Raw genomic sequence first — 16,161 nt, forward strand, 5'->3', positions numbered from 1 at the left:
ACGCCCTCGCACTCGCTCAGGTCCCACCGACTAATTTTTTTGTCTTGACAACTAGAACCATCGGATGCGAAGGTTCTCCGCAACGGCACCACCCCGAGGAGGAACCCCATGCCCACCGTCACATCCGCCGACGGCACCCGGATCGCCTACTCCCGCACCGGCTCCGGTCCCGCGCTCGTCCTCGTCGACGGCGCGCTCTGCTACCGCACCTCGACCCCCAACGACGATCTCGCCAAAGCCCTCTCGGACCGCTTCACCGTCTACACCTTCGACCGCCGAGGCAGGGGCGAAAGCGGCGACACCGGCCCGTACGCGGTCGAGCGCGAGATCGAAGACATCGCCGCACTGGCCAAGGAAGCCGGCGGGGAGATCGGCCTGTACGGCATCTCGTCCGGCGCCGCCCTGGTCCTGGAAGCCGCCCATCGCGGCGTGCCGGTCAAGAAGGTCGCGGTGTACGAACCGCCGTTCGTCGTCGACAGCACCCGCAAGCGCGTCCCAGCCGACTATCAGGCGAAGCTCGAAGCAGCCATCGCCGAGGGAAAACCGGGCGACGCGATCAAGACGTTCATGGTCGAAGGCGTCGGACTGCCCGCCCTGATGGTCACGATGATGCGCCTGATGCCCGCGTGGCCGCGCATGAAGCGCGTGGCCCACACCCTCGCCTACGACGCCCAGGTCATGGACGACAACCAGGCAGGCCGGCCCCTGCCGGAAGAACGCTGGTCCGGAATCACCGCCCCCACCCTGATCCTCGACGGCGGCAAGAGCCCCGCCTGGATGCGCAACGGCGTCGCAGCGGCAGCGGCCCAACTGCCCCACGCCACCTATCGCACCCTGCCCGGCCAGACGCACCTGGTGAAAACCGCCGCACTGGCCCCCGTGCTGGCGGAGTTTTTCGCCACGAACTGACCCGTCAGCAGTTCGGGTGAGGCAAGCTGCGAGACGTGGCCACGCGAGCATTGATCTTCGACTTCGACGGCACTCTCGCCGACACCGAGGCAGCAGTACTGCGGTCCTGGCAAGAAATGTTCGCCGGACACGGGGTCGAACTGCCCCTGGACGTCTGGCACACAGTCATCGGCACCCAGAACACCGCCGCGACGATGTTCAAACTCCTTGCCGAACAAGTAGAAAACGTCGACCCGGAAACACTGCGCCCGGCAATGCGAGCACGAGTACACGAACTCCTAGCCGAAGACGGCCCGCGCGAAGGCGTACTGGACTACCTAGACGAAGCCGCCCGACGAGACCTGACCCTCGCCGTCGCCTCAAGTTCCTCCGGCACCTGGGTGCACGGCCAACTGGACCGGCTAGGCCTGTCGTCGCGCTTCGCCGCCGTAGAAACCGGCGACCGCCACAAAGCAAAACCCGATCCCGACACTTACCTGGCAGCCCTGCGCACCCTGGGCGTGACCGCAGAAGAAGCCCTGGCCTTCGAAGACTCGCCCCACGGCGTCAGCGCGGCGAAAGCAGCCGGAATCACCACCATCGCAGTGCCGAACCCCATCACAGCCACCCTGGACTTCGCCAAAGCAGACCTAGTCCTCCCGTCCTTCACCACCACCCCCCTGAGCACCCTGCTGCAGCGCTTCGGCACGTGAGGGACCCCTGACGGACTCTGAGCCCCCGAGGGCCCCCTCACGCCCCGCCACCCACCCGCCGCGATGCGCCCCAATGTGGCATTGGGTGCATCCCACGCACCGAACGCCACATTGGGTGCATCCCACGCACCCAATGCCACATTGGGGCGCTAGCCCCGCCCACCTACGACACCGCAGCCGACGCACCCAACCAACGAGGCACCCAGTCCCTCCCCCAACCCCGATACAAAGCCGCCCTGCGGTTCGGGGGTGCTTGTCAAGGCATCTTTCCCGCCTTGACAAGCACCCCCGAACCGTCAGCACTGAGGTTTCCCCCGGGGATCGGACACCGGGTTTTATGCCGCGTGGGCGTGGTGGTGACGATAGCTGAGACGGGTTTCGTGGGGTGTTCGGTAGTCGAGGGTGGAGTGCAGGCGGTGGTGGTTGTAGTAGGCGAGGTAGGCGAAAACCGCTTGCCTGGCTTGGTGTCGGGTGGGCCAGGAGCGGGTGCCGATTTCGGTTTTGAGGGTGGCGAAGAAGGATTCGGCGGCGGCGTTGTCGTAGCAGGACCCGGTCCTGCCCATGGAGGCCCGGATGCCGTGCGCGGTCAGGGCGGCGCGGAATTCGGTGGAGGCGTATTGGGTGCCGCGGTCGGAGTGGAACACCGCGCCCGGGCCGGTCAGGCCGCGGTCCGCGGCGAGGGCGATCGCGTCGCAGACCAGGCCGGCGCGCATGTGCGGGGCGAGGGCGTGCCCGACGATTTCGCGGGTGTGCAGGTCGAGCACGGTCGCCAAATACAGCCAGCCCTCTTCGGTGGGCAGGTAGGTGATGTCCCCGACCAGCCGCCGGCCGGGGGCGTCGGCGGTGAAGTCGCGGCCGATCAGGTCCGGCGCGGCCGCGGTCGTGTCCGGCCTGGTCAGCGAGTGCCGCCGGCGGCGGGTGTTCCCGGCGAGCCGCCGTTCGCGCATGACCCGCTCCACCTTCTTGTGGTTGACCGTCTCGCCGCGGCGGCGCAGTTCGGCGGTGACCCGCGGGCTGCCGTAAGCGCCTTGGTGGGCGGCGTGGATCCCGGCGATCTCCCCGGCCAGCCGCTCCTCGGCCCGCGCCCGCTCCTCCCGCGCCGGGGCGGCGGCGAGCCATTCGTAGAACCCCGGGCGGCGGACCCCGAGGACACGGCACAGCCGGGCGACGCCGTAGGCGGCGCGGTGGGCGGAGATGAACCGGCAGCTGCGGGTCAACGACCCATCTCCTGCGCGAAATAGGCGGCCGCTTTGCGCAGGATCTCCTTTTCCTTCTCCAGCTCCGCGACCCGCTTGCGCAACGCCCGCAGCTCCCGCTCCGCCGCGTCCCCGCCCGACGCGGCCGCGCTCTCGGCGCGGTCGGCCGCCCGCACCCACGTCCGCAAGGTCTCGTGATTCACCCCCAGCTCACGAGCCACCTGCGCCAACGGACGAGCCGACGACCGCGCCAACGCGACCGCATCCCGCCGGAACTCCTCCGGATACCTCGACGAACCAGACACAACAACATCCTTCCCCAGGCCAAAGCCAAGGATCAGAGTGTCCGGGCCACCGGGGGAACCTCACACAATGGGCCAACGGGGTGCCCCACGCAACCCAAGACCGGGCCGATGTCGCCGCCAGGCGACGAGCCAACTCACAACCCCGCAACCCGATCCAAAAACCCCCGCTGCCCCTTGACCAGCTTCTCCCGAGCCACCTCGAGCGAAACCCACTCCACCCGATCCACCTCGGGAAACTCCCGCATCACCCCAGACCGGGGCGGCCACTCCATCTCGAACACCCCCGGCACCACATCAGCCGGATCAAGATCCCCCTCCACCGCCCAAGCAGTCACGACCTTCCCCGACTGCCGAACCTCCCCCAACGCAACCCACTCCCCGTCAGGCACCGGCACCCCCAGCTCCTCAGCGAACTCCCGCCGAGCTGCCCCTTCAGCCTCCTCCCCCTCCTCAATCTCCCCCTTGGGCAACGACCAAGCCCCCAGATCCTTCTTGGCCCAAAACGGCCCGCCCATATGCGCGAGCAACACTTCGACCCCGCCCGCACCCCGTCGATACACCAACACCCCAGCACTACGCCTGACCATCCCCCCACCCTGCCAGCCCCGCTGACCAGCCCAAACACCGCCTCAAAAAAACTTCCCGGCAACGTGTCGATCCCAGCCGGCACCGTTCGACGCATAAGCAGAAGGCACCCCACAGCCACCCGGGAGGGACCAGCAATGACCACCACCACCGCCCCCAAGACCGCGACGACCGAAGCCGCGAAGTCCCTGGCAGACCGAGCCCGCCCCACCGTCCTGGCCCTCTTCCGCGCCGTGGTGTCCTTCCTCTTCCTCTGCCACGGCCTGATGGGCTTCGGCCTCTTCGGCGGCATCGACAACGCGGGCGGCGCGGTCCCCTTCGGCCAATGGCCCGGTTACTGGGCCAGCCTGATCGAGGTCGTCGGCGCGATCTTCGTCTTCGCCGGACTTTTCACCCGCGTCTCCGCGACCGTGCTCTCCGGCGTCATGGCCTACGCCTACTTCACCGTGCACGCCCCGGAAGGCCTGCTCCCCCTGCACAACATGGGCGAGCCCGCCGCGCTGTACGCGTGGGTCTTCCTCGCCATCGCGGTGGTGGGGCCGGGGGCGGCAGCGCTGGACGGGCTGCGGCGGCGCTGAAAGAAGTCGTGAGTGGCAATCCCGGTTCTAACCGGGATTGCCACTCACGAGCATTGCCCGCCCGAGCGCGTGCTCCATCAACGCCGTCAGCACCTGCTTGGTCGAATCCCGCTCCCGGGCGTCGCACAGCAGCAACGGCACCTGCGGATCCAGATCCAGCGCCCCGCGGACTTCCTCGGTCCCGTACCGGTAAGCGTCGTCGAAGCAGTTCACCCCGACCACGAACGGCAACCCGCGCTGCTCGAAGAAATCCACTGCGGGAAAACAGGATTCGAGCCGACGGGTATCCGCCAGGACCACCGCGCCCAAGGCACCGTCGGCCAGTTCGTCCCACATGAACCAGAACCGGTCCTGCCCCGGCGTGCCGAACAGGTACAGGATCAGCTCGGGATTGATGGTGATCCGGCCGAAGTCGAGCGCGACCGTCGTGGTGGTTTTGCCCTCGACGCCGGACAGGTCGTCCACGCCCTCGGACGCGGCGGTGATCACCTCTTCGGTGCGCAGCGGCGGCACCTCGCTGACCGAGCCGACCAGGGTCGTCTTGCCGACCCCGAATCCGCCGGCGACGAGCACCTTCACCGCTTGCGCGGTGAGCGACCGGCGGGGCTCAGAGTTTCCGGATGCCATCGAGAACCGCCTGGAGTACGTGGGGGCTGGGGGCGTCGGTCACCGGCGTCGCGGTGCGGAACAACACGAGGTTGCGTTCTATCAAATCGCTCAGCAGCACCTTCACCACCGGCAGCGGGAGATCGACCCGCGCGGCCACCTCGGCGACCGAAACCGGGCGCTGGCACAGGGAAAGAATCCGCGAGTACTCCGGTTCGAGACCGGGCGTCTCGCTCGCGGTGCGCAGCGCGACGACGAGCGTGATGAGGTCGAGCCCTCGGGTGTCGGACCGGGTCCGCCCGCCGGTGACGGCGTAGGACCGCACCAGCGGACCGGCCTCGTCCTCGTACCAGGACTCGCGGCCCTGCGCCGTCATGGCGAGGTCCGCTGGACCGCTCCGGCCCGCGGCGCCGCGGTGAGCACCGCGCCGACCCGCTTGACCATCAGGTTCATCTCGTAGGCCACGAGCCCCATGTCGGCGTCGACCCCGGCCAGCAGCGCGAGGCAGGCGCCCCGGCCGGCCGCGGTGACGAACAGGAACGCGTGGTCCATCTCGACCATCGTCTGCCGCACGTTGCCGCCGCCGAAGTGCCGTCCGGTGCCGCGGGCGAGGCTCTGGAACGCCGAGGCGACCGCGGACAGGTGCTCCGCGTCCGCTTCGGACAGGTTGCCCGACCGGCCGATCAGCAACCCGTCCGAGGACAGCACCACCGCGCGGTCCGCTCCGGCGACCCGCTGCACGAGGTCGTCGAGCAGCCAGTCGAGCTCGTTGACGCCGTTGTTCGCCATCAGTCGCGATCTCCGTACCTGTTGTCGTGCCCGGGATCGGCCTCGCGGGCCCGCCGGGTGCCCTGCTGGAACGCGCTGAGCCGGGAGCGGGCCTGCTCCGGCGAATCCTCGCGGACGTCGTCGGATTCCGGTGCCGGCCGGTCACTGCGCAGCTGCGGAACGAGGTTCTGCTGCCGTCTCCGCTGCGGCAGCGGGGGACGTCCGGGCGGACGAGGCGGCGCGGCCCGGCCGTTTTCGACCGCCGGACGCGGCACCCGGCCGTTGTCCGCGGGCGGTCGCTGCTCACGGTTTTGCGGAGGACGGACCGGCGGAGCCTCGGCGGCCGGACGCATCGCGCGGCGCGTCGGCAACTCCGGTCGCTGCTGCTCCGGCGCGACCCGCGGTTCCGGCGCCACCCGCGACGGCTGCGGCGGTTCCGCCTGCTGCGGTTCCGGACGCGCCTGCTTCCGTTGCGGCAGTTCCGGTCGCTGCTCAGCCCGCTGCGGTTGCGGCGCGGGCCGCGACGGCTCCACCGCGAGCCGGGAAAGCTCCGGCACGCCGTCCGGCTCCGCGGCCGCTTCCGGCTCGGACGGTTCCGTCTCGCTGAGCGGCGCGAGCAAATCCTTGCGCACCAACACGATCGCCCGGGTCCCGCCGTACGCGGATTCGCGCAGGTGCACCGAGATCCCGTGCCGCGACGCCAGCCGTGCGACCACGAACAGGCCCAGCCGCGGCTCGTCGGACAGCGCCATGATCCCGAAGTCCGGCGGGTCGGCGAGCATCGCGTTGAACTCGTCGGCCTGCTCTTGCTCGATGCCGAGGCCCTGGTCCTCGACCTCGATCACGACGCCCTTGCCGACCACGTTGCCGCGCAATTCGACGCGCGATTCCGGCGGCGAGAACGACGTCGCGTTGTCGATCAGCTCGGCGAGCAGGTGCACGAGGTCGCCGACGACCGGCCCGCGCACCGCGACCTCCGGCAGCTTCGCCGTCTTCACCCGCGCGAAGTGCTCGGTTTCCGCTGCCGCGCCGCGGACGAGTTCCACCAGCGACACCGGATTGCGCCACTGCCGTCCGGGCTGGCCGCCGCCGAGGATGATCAGGTTCTCCGCGTTGCGCCGCGCGCGGGTGGAGAGGTGGTCGAGGCGGAACAGCGTGTCGAGCTGGTCCGGGTCCTCCTGCTTGCGTTCGGCGGCGTCCAGCACCTTCAGCTGCCGGTGCACGATGACCTGGCTGCGGTGCGCGATGTTGAGGAACACCGCCTTCGTGCCTTGCCGGGTCTTGGCCTCTTCGACCGCGGCGGCGAGCGCGGACTGCTGCGCCAGGTTGAACGCCTCGGCCACCTCGCCGATCTCGTCCGTGCCGTGGTCGAGCAGGTGCCCGCCTTCGTCGAGGTCGACCGGTTCGCCCGCGCGGACGCGGTCCACGAGTTCCGGCAGCCGCACCTCGGCCGCGTCGAGGGTGTCCTCGCGCAGCCGGGCGAGCCGGGAGATGAAGCGGTTCGACAGCCGCAGCGCGACCAGCACCACGGCGAGCGCGAAGAGCACCGCCGCCGCGCCCGCGATGATCGAGTTCCGCAGCGTGTCGTCCGCGTCGGTGATCGCCGCGTTGGTCGCGTGCGCGCTCTGCGCGGCGAACATCGTCATCAGCGTGGTGGCGACCTGCTTCGCGTCGGTCCGCCACTGTTCCAGCGGCACTGGAAGCTGTTTCGCACCGGACAGCAAGGCGTTCTCGACCTGCGTCACGGTCGTCCACGCGGGACTCGAGACGAGCTTGTCGTAGTTCGCCCGCACCTCGGGCACCATCTGCGGCACCGACTGTTCGAGCTGCGCGTGGTACGCGCCGATCTGGCCGAGGTACGCGCGCTGCTCGTCGCCGGACAGTCCGCCCGCGGCGAGCCCGGCCGACGCCAGCGCGTCGCTGCGCTGCATTTCCTCGGCAGCATTGAAAATCGGGATCGCGGACAGCCGGGCGTAGGCGTTGTCCGCGCCGCGCGCGGCCTGCGCGAGGCCGGCGACGCCCTGGGTGAACTGGTCGATGATCTGGTTGTAGAAGGAAAAAACCTCGAGCCGGGGCACCTGGCCGGAGTCGACTTGCTGGCGCAGCTGCGGCAGTTTCGCTTCCAGCGCGGCGAACGTGGCGATGTTCTGCTTGACGCTCGCGGGCACGTTCGAGTCGCTCGCGAAGTTGCCCTGCAGCACCGAGGTGATCTGCGCGGCGGACGCGTCGGTCTTCGGCCGGGTCGCCAGCAGCGCGGCGCGCGCGGCGTCCTGTCCGGCGAGCACGCTCATCGACAGCTGCCGTTCCTGTTCCGCGGCGAGCAGGAACGGAATGCCGGGGCCTTCCGAACCGCGAATCTTCTGCGCGTAACCGCGCGCCTGCGTCGCGTCGAAAATCAGGTATCCGGCGAGCGCGATACCGACGATCAGCAACGCCACGCTAGGAATCAACGCGATCGCGAGCACGCGAGAGCGAATCGAGGAGCCGCGGCCCTTTCGCCCGGAATTCTGCTTCACCGTGATCCGTTTTCCTTCCGGCACTGCTGTGGTATTCGGGTCCTCGGTGTTTTCGTTGCACCGGTCCGACCAGCCGGATCACAGTTCACCGTGGTCTGCGTTGCCCGCGACGACGGTAAGCAACCCGGACGGGCGAGTCAAGTCCGGACCCGTGTTGCCGTCATCCTCTTGTTACCTGCTAGTAACCCACTGTGGTGCTTGGAAAACTGATCACCACCGGACGTGACCTTGGTCGCACCGGAGTCGCCGCTGCCCGCCGGGCGCCCCTGCGTGAGGTCTGTCACGGCCGCGCACCCGCGAAAACTAACCGGAAACTCATGCGCATTTCCGCATCGGCAGCGAAATTGAACGGAAAACCGAGATCAATTTCCGGAATTCAGCGCCGGACGCCATTCGGCGGCCGATGCGCGGAAAGCCGCGGCACCGGAACGGCTTCGGTTTCCTCGGCTCCGGCCGGACGGTCGCGGCGCAGCAGGTCGTGCAGCATCTCCCGGCACGCCCACGCCAGCACCGCCACGGCCGCGATCAGCACCGCCACCAGCGCCGATTCGACCGGATAGCGCGCGAGCACCCCGCCGAAACGCGCGAGCACGAAGCCGATCGCCACGCCGACGAGCAGGGTCACCACGTACGAGAGCGGCACTTCCCGGCCGCGGTTCTCGATCATTTCGGCCCCTTTCGCCCCGGATCCGCGCGGCGGACACCGCTGCCCGATCGGCTTCGGCCCGCGAAAAAACAGGGACCGAGCATACCCGCCGGGCAGCGCGCGGCGCGCCCGTCGATCACCCAAAGGGGCGAGCCCGACACCGATTGTTCACCCAGGACCCGCGAATCCGGCCGGATCCACGCGAATCCGCACGGATATTGCGCGAATTCTTTTCAGCGCACCTCGCGCAGCACGGCCACCGCCCGCAGCACCTCGGCGTAAGTTGTGTACAGCGGGGCCAGCCCGAACCGCAGCACGTCCGGCGGCCGGAAATCGCCGAGCACCCCGCGTTCGTGCAGCGCGTCCATCGTCTGCTGCCCGCCCGGGTCCCGCACCGAAACCTGGTGCCCGCGCGTGTGCTCGCGCGGCGTCGGGATGTCGGCTCCGGGAAGGAGTTCGTCCGCACACCGGAAAAAGAAATCGCCCAGCGCCAAGCCTTTCGCGCGCAGCACGGAAAGGTCGACGCCGTCCCAGACGTCCAGCGCGGCGTCGAGCGCCAGCATCGACAGGATGTCCGGCGTGCCCGCCCTGGCGCGCGCGATCCCCGCGCTGCCGCGGTAGCCCGGTTCCATTCCGAACGGATCCGCGTGCCCGGCCCATCCGGCGAGCGGCTGATCGAATTCCGCCTGATGCCGCTGTGCCACATAGACGAACGCGGGCGAACCCGGTCCGCCGTTGAGGAATTTGTACGTACAACCCACCGCGAAGTCGACGTCGCACGCGTCCAGCCGCACCGGAATCGCGCCCACGCTGTGGCAGAGATCCCACACCGCGAGCGCGCCCGCCGCGTGCACCGCCTCGGTGACCGACGGCATGTCGTGCAGCCGCCCGCTGACGTAATCGACGTGATTCACGAGCACCGCGGCGGTCCGCTCGCTCACCGCGCCGGGCAGCTCAGCCACCGGCACGCGCCGCACGGTGTGCCCGGTGAGCCGTGCGACCTGGTCGGCCACGTAGCCGTCGGTCGGGAAGGTCGCCGCGTCGACCAGTACCTCGTCGCGACCGGGATTCGCCCGCACCGCCGCCACGAGCACCTTGAACAGGTCCACACTCGTCGAATCCGCCACCACGACCTGTCCGGCCGCGGCCCCGACCAGCGGCGCGATCCGCTCCCCGACGCGCTGCGGGGCTTCCCACCAGCCCTCGGTCCACGACCGGATCAGCCGCCGCCCCCACTGCTCGCGGACCACCTGGCTCACCCGCTCCGCGACGTGTTTCGGCGGCGCGCCAAGAGAATTCCCGTCGAAGTACGCGACCTCCGGGTCAAGGTCGAACTCCGCGCGTTTCGCGGCGAGCGGGTCGGCGGCGTCGAGTGCGGCCGCCTCGTCGGCAAGGCTCTCGCTGCGCACGGCGGATTCGGTCATCAAACGCTCCTCTGGTCCCGGTTCCCCCATTCAAACAGCACGCGGACAGTCTTATCGAGCGCCGAGGCTGGCCGGGATTCTCTATCGGCCGCCGCCCCGACGACCTACAGTGACCTCACCAGGCACCACCGGAGGAGGTCAGCGTTGACCCAGTCGATCGCCGAACAAGCCGAGGGCCAGACCATCCCGTCGCTGCTGCGACGCAATGCCGAGGAGTACGGCGACCGGCCCGCGCTCACTTCGCTCGACATCGAAGGCCGTCCGACGCTCACCTGGAGCGAGTTCCGGACCGCGATCGCCGAGGTGTCCCGAGGGCTGGCCGGGCTCGGCCTCGCCGCGGGCGACCGGATGCTGATCATGGCCCCGAGTTCGCCGGACCACCTCATCGCCGACCTCGCCGCCGTCCACCTGGCGGCCATCCCGTGCACGGCGTACGCGACGCTCAGCCCGGAGCAGATCCGCTACGTCGCCCGGCACAGCGCCGCCCCGGTCGTCGTCCTCGCCGGCGCCGACGAGCTGTCCCGCTGGCTGCCGGTGCTCGACGACCTCCCCGCGCTGCGCCGCGTCGTGGTCATGGACGAATCCGCGATCCCGGACGGCGACGACCGCTTCCTCGCGTACTCCGCAGTGCGCGAGGCGGGCCGCGAAGCACTCGCCGCCGACCCGGAGGCGTTCGACCAAGCGTGGCGGGCGATCCGCCCGGACGACCCGCTCGCGATGATCTACACCTCCGGCACCACCGGCGACCCCAAGGGCGTCGTGCTCTCCCACCGCAACGCGATCCACGAGGGCATCGCCGTGCACACGCTGCACAAGGCCCCGATGCACCCCACGAACATCGCGTACCTGCCGCTGGCGCACATCGCCGAACGCGAGCTGTCGATCTATCTGCCCATCGTCGCGGCGGGCCACGTGCACACGGTCGGCGATCCGTCCGGCGTCGTCGCGGCGCTCGGCCAGGTGCGTCCGCAGAGCTTCTTCGGCGTGCCGCGGGTGTGGGAGAAAATGGTGGCGGGCCTGAAGAACATGCTCGCCGGCGTGCCCGAGGACCGGCGCGAGGCGCTCATCTCAGCGAACGAGCTCCTGCAAGAGGGCTACAAACTCCGCAGCGCGGGCGAGGAGGTCCCGGCCGACCTCGCCGAGCGGATCGCGAAGACCGACGAGACCGTGCTCGCCCCGGTGCGCGGGTTGCTCGGGCTCGACCAATTGCACATCGCGTCCAGCGGCGCGGCCGCGTTGCCGCTGGAAGTGCTGTACTTCCTCGCCGGGCTGGGCGTCGAGATCCGCGAGGTCTGGGGCCTGTCCGAGACCACCGGCGCGGCGACCGCGAACAGCGCCGAAGCGTTCCGCGCGGGCACCGTCGGGCGGCCGATCGACGGCGTCGAGGTGAAGACCGGCGAGGACGGCGAACTGCTCGTCCGCGGTCCGATCGTCTTCCTCGGCTATCTGCAGCCGGACGGCACGATCGAACCGGCCACCGACGCCGACGGCTGGTTCGCCACCGGCGACATCGGCACGATCGACGACGACGGCTACGTCACGATCACCGACCGCAAGAAGGAACTGATCATCACCTCGAGCGGCAAGAACATCGCGCCGACCCGGATCGAGGGCCTGCTGAAGGAACACCCGCTGATCGGCCAGGCGGTCGCGATCGGCGACGCGCGGCCGTACGTGACCGCGTTGATCGTGCTCGACGACGAGATCGCCCCCGGCTGGGCGAAGGCGAACGGAATCGAGGAGGCCGACGTCGAAACGCTGGCCCGGCACGAGGCGGTGCGGGCGGAGATCGACCGGGCCGTCGAATCCGCCAACAGCAGGCTCGCGCGGGCCGAGCAGATCAAGCGCTACCACGTGATCACCACCGCGTGGACGCCCGAAACCGGCGAGCTGACCCCGACGCTCAAGCTCAAGCGCCGGGTGATCAACGACCGCTACGGCTCCGACATCGCCTCGCTCTACGCGTGAAAACGGTGCGGCCGGGGATGTCCCGGCCGCACCGTTTCGCCCGCGGATCAGGCGTCGAGGTCCTTGGCGATGAGATCGACCAGCACGTCGACCGATTCCCGGGCCTGGTCTCCGTCCGCGCTGAGCTCCACCTCGTCGCCGTGCGCGGCGCCGAGCATCATGAGGCTGAGCACGCTCCCGGCGTCGACCGGGTCGCCTGCCGCTCCGCCGGAAACCTTGGCGATGCGGACCTTCGCGGGCTGAGCGGCGGCGGCTTGCGCGACCAGCCCGGCCGGACGGGCGTGCAGCCCGACGCTGCTGGCGACGACGATGCGGCGTTGGTACACGAGGGCCTCCTCAGGCATTGACCGGATGGGCGGAAACGGCGGGGGTCTCCTCGACGGAGCGAGACCGCACCTGCTTGAGCAGGACCACCGAAGCGGCGGCGACCAGCGTCCCGGCCACGAGCGCGACCAGGAACAGCAGCGGGTTGCCGATCAGCGGCACCACGAAGATCCCGCCGTGCGGCGCGCGCAGCGTCGCGCCGAAAGCCATCGACAGCGCACCGGTGACGGCCGAACCGGCCATGATCGACGGGATCACCCGGAACGGATCCGCCGCGGCGAACGGGATCGCGCCTTCGGTGATGAACGAGGCGCCCAGCAGCCACGCGGCCCGGCCGTTCTCCCGCTCGGCGGCGGTGAACAGCTTCTTCCGCACGGTCGAGGCGAGCGCGAGGGAGAGCGGCGGCACCATTCCGGCCGCCATCACCGCGGCCATGATCTGCAGCGAACCGGCACTGCCCGTGGTCAGGCCGCCGACCGCGAACGCGTACGCGGCCTTGTTGACCGGACCGCCCATGTCGAACGCCATCATGAGGCCGAGCAGCGCGCCCAGCAGCACCGCGCTGGTGCCGCTCAAGCTGTTCAGCCAGTGGGTGAGGCCAGCGGTGGCGATCGCGATCGGCTTGCCGACCACGACGTACATCAGCACACCGACCACCACTGTCCCGAGCAGCGGATAGACGACCACCGGCATGATGCCGCGCATCGCCTTCGGCACACGGATCTTCTTCAGTCCCAGCACCACGGCGCCGGCGAACAACCCGGCCACCAGGCCGCCGAGGAACCCGGCGCCGATGGCGACCGCGATCGCCCCGCCGACGAAACCGGGCGCGATGGCGGGCCGGTCGGCCATCGCGAACGCGATGAACCCGGCCAGCACCGGCACCAGGAACTTGAACGCGACGCTGCCGATCTGGTACATCAGCGCGGCCCAGCCGGCGAGCGAACCCGCGTCGAAATGCTCGGTGACACTGGGCGCGTCGGCGATCTTGTACCCGCCGAGCGCGAAGCTCACCGCGATCAGCAGACCGCCCGCGGCGACGAACGGGATGAGGTAGCTGACGCCGGTCATCAGCCATTGCCGGATCCGGGAGCCGAACCGGTCGTGCTCGCCGACCTTGGTGGTCAGCTCCGGTTCCGCGGCGGCGGCGGAAGCGGCGGGCTCGGCGGCGGGCGGTTCCGCGGCAGCCGCTTTCGCCCGCTCGAACAGCCCGGCCGCGTCGTTGATCGCGGCCTTCACCGGGGCTTCGACGATCGGCTTGCCGGCGAAGCGTTCCCGGCCCTGCACGGCGAGGTCCGCGGCGAAGATGACCGCGTCGGCGTCCGCGATGTCCGCGGCGGACAACGGTTCGGAACCGGCGGAGCCCTGCGTCTCGACCACGATCGTGTCGCCGTTGGCCTTCGCGGTCTGCTCCAGCGATTCGGCGGCCATGTACGTGTGCGCGATGCCCGTGGGGCACGCGGTGATGGCGACGAACTTCATGTCAGGACACCTCTTCTCCGACGTAGCTCGCGACCGCCGCGGGATCGGTGGCGTCCAGCAGGGTTTGCTTGAACTCCGCGCGGACGAGCCGGCGGGCCAGCGCGGCGAGCACCTTCAGGTGTGCCGAGTCCGCGCCGTCCGGCGCGGCGATGAGGAAGATCAGCTTCGCCGGGCCGTCCGGCGCGCCGAAGTCGATGCCCTCGGCGCTGCGGCCGAAGGCGAGCGTCGGTGCGGTGACGGCGGCCGAACGGCAGTGCGGGATGCCGATGCCGCCCTCCAGCCCGGTGGCCATTTGCTCCTCGCGGGCGGCGACGTCCTTGAGGAACAGTTCGAGGTCGGTCACCCGCCCGGCGGACACGAGCCGTCCCGCGAGCGCGCGGACCGCGGCGTTCTTGTCCGCGGCGGCGAGCTCGAGGTCGACCAGGTCGGCGGTGATCAGGTCTGATGTGGTCATGCTGCGGCTCCGCTGAGGGTGAGGGTGGGATCGGCGGCGAGCAGGCGCACCTGGTCCGGGTGCACGTCCTGCGGGGCGGGCATGCGGCTGCCCTCCTGCGCGACCGCGGCGGTGCCGTAGGCGACCGCGGCGCGCAGGGCTCGGGGGCCGGTTCCTCCCGCGTGGAGGAACCCGGCGAGTGCGGCGTCTCCGGCGCCGACGGTGCTGCGCACGGCGACCAGCGGGCCGAGCGCGTGGCGGGTTTCGGTTTCGTCGACCAGCACGGCGCCGCGTGCGCCGAGGCTGACCAGCACCGCCCCGACGCCGTCGGCGACCAGGCCGCGGCACACCTCGACGACGTCGCCGAGCTGAGTCAGCGGTCGCCCGGCCAGTTCGGCCAGTTCGTCGAGGTTCGGCTTGATCAGGTCGGGACCGGCGGCGAGCGCGGCGGCCAGCGGCGCCCCGGAGGAGTCGACGGCGACCTTCGCTCCGGCGTCGCGGGCGAGTTTGCCGAGCTGCGCGTAGAAATCGTCGGGAACCCCGGCCGGAAGGCTCCCGCAGCACACGACCCATTCGGCGCGCGCGGCGAGCTCGGCGGTCCGCTGCTCCAGCACGGCCAGCTCGGCCGGGGAGATCTCCGGACCGGGCTCGTTGATCTTGGTGGTCGTGCCGTCGGCCTCGACCAGAGTGATGTTGCTGCGAGTGGTCCCGGCGATCGGCACCGCGACGACGGGCACGCCCTCCGGCGCGAGCAGATCGGCCAGCCGCTCGCCGACCGGGCCCCCGGCCGGAAGCAGCGCGACGGTCGGCGACCCAGCGGCGGCCAGTGCCCGGGAAACGTTGACGCCCTTGCCACCGGGATCAAGGCGGACCCGGGAAGCCCGCAGCACCTCGCCGCGACGCAGCTCGCTGAGCTGGGCGGTGCGGTCCAGGCTCGGATTGGGCGTGACCGTGACGATCATGCGAGCACCACTTCCGGGCCGGCCTCTTCCAGCTCCGCGACCGCGCCCGCGTCGATCCCGCCGTCGGTGATCAGCACGTCGATCTCCGACAGCCGGGCGAACCGGCTGAGCTGATCCGCCCCGTACTTGCTGTGATCGGCGAGCAGCACCCGACGGCGAGCGGCGGTGACGAGGGCGGCTTTCACCGCGGCCTCTTCGAGATCCGGTGTCGTGCAGCCGTGTTCGGCGGAAAACCCGTTCGCGCCAAGGAAAGCGACGTCGGCGAGCAGCCCGTCGAGCGCGTGCAGCGACGCGGACCCGACCGTGGCGAGCGTCGTCCCGCGGACCCGGCCGCCGAGGATCTGCAGCGTGATTCCCGGGCGAGCGGCCAGGATCGACGCGATCGAAATGGAGTTCGTGATGACCGTCAGGTCGCGATCGGCCGGAAGCAGCGTCGCCAGGCGGCTGGTCGTGGTGCCCGCGTCCATCAGCACCGAACCGCGGTCGGGGACCTGGTCGAGCGCGGCGCGGGCGATCGCGTCCTTCTCCGCGGCGTTGGTCTGGTCCCGCTGGGCGACCTCGGGCTCGAAGTCGAGCCGGTCCACCGCGACCGCGCCGCCGTAGACCCGGCGCACGAGGCCCTGGCGTTCGAGGACTCCGAGGTCGCGGCGGATGGTCTCGGGCGCGACGCCCAGTTCGGCGGCGAGGTCGCCCACGTCGACCCGTCCGTCTCGGCGTGCCCGCTGTGCGAGGAGCTGATGCCGTTCGGCGGCGTACATGCCCGTTCC

17 protein-coding genes are annotated in these 16,161 nt (G+C 70.3%); 4 read left to right on the forward strand and 13 right to left on the reverse strand.

Annotated features, from left to right (window positions below):
- The first annotated feature begins 108 nt into the window (after positions 1-108).
- Both L3Q65_RS26985 and L3Q65_RS26990 read left to right on the forward strand, forming a co-directional pair.
- Positions 109-909: an alpha/beta fold hydrolase gene (locus L3Q65_RS26985; RefSeq protein WP_237596996.1), complete on the forward strand. Its 801-nt coding sequence runs from the start codon at positions 109-111 to the stop codon at positions 907-909.
- 35 nt (positions 910-944) lie between these two features.
- Positions 945-1,601 carry an HAD family phosphatase gene (locus L3Q65_RS26990; RefSeq protein ID WP_237596997.1) on the forward strand — a complete coding sequence of 219 codons (657 nt, stop codon included), beginning with the start codon at positions 945-947 and terminating at the stop codon, positions 1,599-1,601.
- 335 nt (positions 1,602-1,936) lie between these two features.
- Here L3Q65_RS26990 and L3Q65_RS26995 read toward each other — a convergent pair.
- Together L3Q65_RS26995 and L3Q65_RS27005 are read right to left on the reverse strand one after the other, a co-directional pair.
- Positions 1,937-3,102 (reverse strand): IS3 family transposase gene (locus tag L3Q65_RS26995; protein ID WP_370648121.1). Its coding sequence is split into 2 segments (ribosomal slippage): positions 1,937-2,833 and positions 2,836-3,102, totalling 1,164 coding nucleotides; the frame shifts between segments, so codons are not numbered across the junction.
- A gap of 134 nt (positions 3,103-3,236) precedes the next feature.
- Positions 3,237-3,689 carry an NUDIX domain-containing protein gene (locus tag L3Q65_RS27005; RefSeq protein ID WP_182891129.1) on the reverse strand — a complete coding sequence of 151 codons (453 nt, stop codon included), beginning with the start codon at positions 3,687-3,689 and terminating at the stop codon, positions 3,237-3,239.
- A gap of 135 nt (positions 3,690-3,824) precedes the next feature.
- Here L3Q65_RS27005 and L3Q65_RS27010 point away from each other — a divergent pair, with 135 nt between their 5' ends.
- Positions 3,825-4,265 (forward strand): DoxX family protein, encoded by a 441-nt coding sequence (locus L3Q65_RS27010; protein ID WP_237597000.1) that lies wholly within the window; start codon positions 3,825-3,827, stop codon positions 4,263-4,265.
- Positions 4,266-4,292: 27 nt separating this feature from the next.
- Here the strand turns inward: L3Q65_RS27010 and L3Q65_RS27015 are convergent, their stop codons facing one another.
- The 6 genes from L3Q65_RS27015 to kynU all read right to left on the reverse strand — a co-directional run bounded on the left by L3Q65_RS27015 (position 4,293) and on the right by kynU (position 10,225).
- The gene (locus L3Q65_RS27015) at positions 4,293-4,892 is read right to left on the reverse strand and encodes an ATP/GTP-binding protein (RefSeq protein ID WP_182891127.1); all 600 of its coding nucleotides are present in this window, start codon (positions 4,890-4,892) and stop codon (positions 4,293-4,295) included.
- A complete protein-coding gene (locus tag L3Q65_RS27020) occupies positions 4,873-5,247 on the reverse strand; it encodes a DUF742 domain-containing protein (protein WP_182891126.1) in 375 nt (124 codons plus the stop codon). Before L3Q65_RS27020 ends, L3Q65_RS27015 begins: the two co-directional genes overlap by 20 nt.
- A complete protein-coding gene (locus tag L3Q65_RS27025) occupies positions 5,244-5,660 on the reverse strand; it encodes a roadblock/LC7 domain-containing protein (protein ID WP_182891125.1) in 417 nt (138 codons plus the stop codon). Before L3Q65_RS27025 ends, L3Q65_RS27020 begins: the two co-directional genes overlap by 4 nt.
- Positions 5,660-8,155, reverse strand: a complete 2,496-nt coding sequence (locus L3Q65_RS27030; protein ID WP_182891124.1) for a nitrate- and nitrite sensing domain-containing protein — start codon at positions 8,153-8,155, stop codon at positions 5,660-5,662. The genes L3Q65_RS27025 and L3Q65_RS27030 overlap by 1 nt, the downstream gene beginning before the upstream one ends.
- 376 nt (positions 8,156-8,531) lie before the next feature.
- Entirely contained in the window at positions 8,532-8,822 is a 291-nt protein-coding gene (locus L3Q65_RS27035) for a hypothetical protein (protein ID WP_182891123.1), read from the reverse strand.
- Between the two features lie 212 nt (positions 8,823-9,034).
- A complete protein-coding gene (kynU, locus tag L3Q65_RS27040) occupies positions 9,035-10,225 on the reverse strand; it encodes a kynureninase (RefSeq protein ID WP_237597001.1) in 1,191 nt (396 codons plus the stop codon).
- Between the two features lie 144 nt (positions 10,226-10,369).
- Between kynU and L3Q65_RS27045 the strand changes: the two genes are divergently transcribed.
- Complete coding sequence (locus L3Q65_RS27045) at positions 10,370-12,193, forward strand: long-chain fatty acid--CoA ligase (protein WP_304504524.1); 1,824 nt, start codon at positions 10,370-10,372, stop codon at positions 12,191-12,193.
- Positions 12,194-12,240: 47 nt separating this feature from the next.
- Here L3Q65_RS27045 and L3Q65_RS27050 read toward each other — a convergent pair whose 3' ends face one another.
- From L3Q65_RS27050 to L3Q65_RS27070, 5 genes are read right to left on the reverse strand one after another with little or no spacing between them, the layout of a single operon-like run.
- Entirely contained in the window at positions 12,241-12,537 is a 297-nt protein-coding gene (locus tag L3Q65_RS27050) for an HPr family phosphocarrier protein (RefSeq protein ID WP_237597002.1), read from the reverse strand.
- Positions 12,530-13,999: a PTS fructose transporter subunit IIC gene (locus L3Q65_RS27055; protein WP_182891119.1), complete on the reverse strand. Its 1,470-nt coding sequence runs from the start codon at positions 13,997-13,999 to the stop codon at positions 12,530-12,532. Before L3Q65_RS27055 ends, L3Q65_RS27050 begins: the two co-directional genes overlap by 8 nt.
- A 1-nt stretch (position 14,000) precedes the next feature.
- Entirely contained in the window at positions 14,001-14,453 is a 453-nt protein-coding gene (locus tag L3Q65_RS27060) for a PTS sugar transporter subunit IIA (RefSeq protein WP_182891118.1), read from the reverse strand.
- Complete coding sequence (gene pfkB, locus L3Q65_RS27065; protein WP_237597003.1) at positions 14,450-15,394, reverse strand: 1-phosphofructokinase; 945 nt, start codon at positions 15,392-15,394, stop codon at positions 14,450-14,452. Before pfkB ends, L3Q65_RS27060 begins: the two co-directional genes overlap by 4 nt.
- Positions 15,391-16,152 carry a DeoR/GlpR family DNA-binding transcription regulator gene (locus L3Q65_RS27070; protein WP_237597004.1) on the reverse strand — a complete coding sequence of 254 codons (762 nt, stop codon included), beginning with the start codon at positions 16,150-16,152 and terminating at the stop codon, positions 15,391-15,393. The genes pfkB and L3Q65_RS27070 overlap by 4 nt, the downstream gene beginning before the upstream one ends.
- Positions 16,153-16,161: the final 9 nt, after the last annotated feature.

Source organism: Amycolatopsis sp. FU40, assembly GCF_021903635.1.
Lineage (GTDB): Bacteria > Actinomycetota > Actinomycetes > Mycobacteriales > Pseudonocardiaceae > Amycolatopsis > Amycolatopsis dendrobii.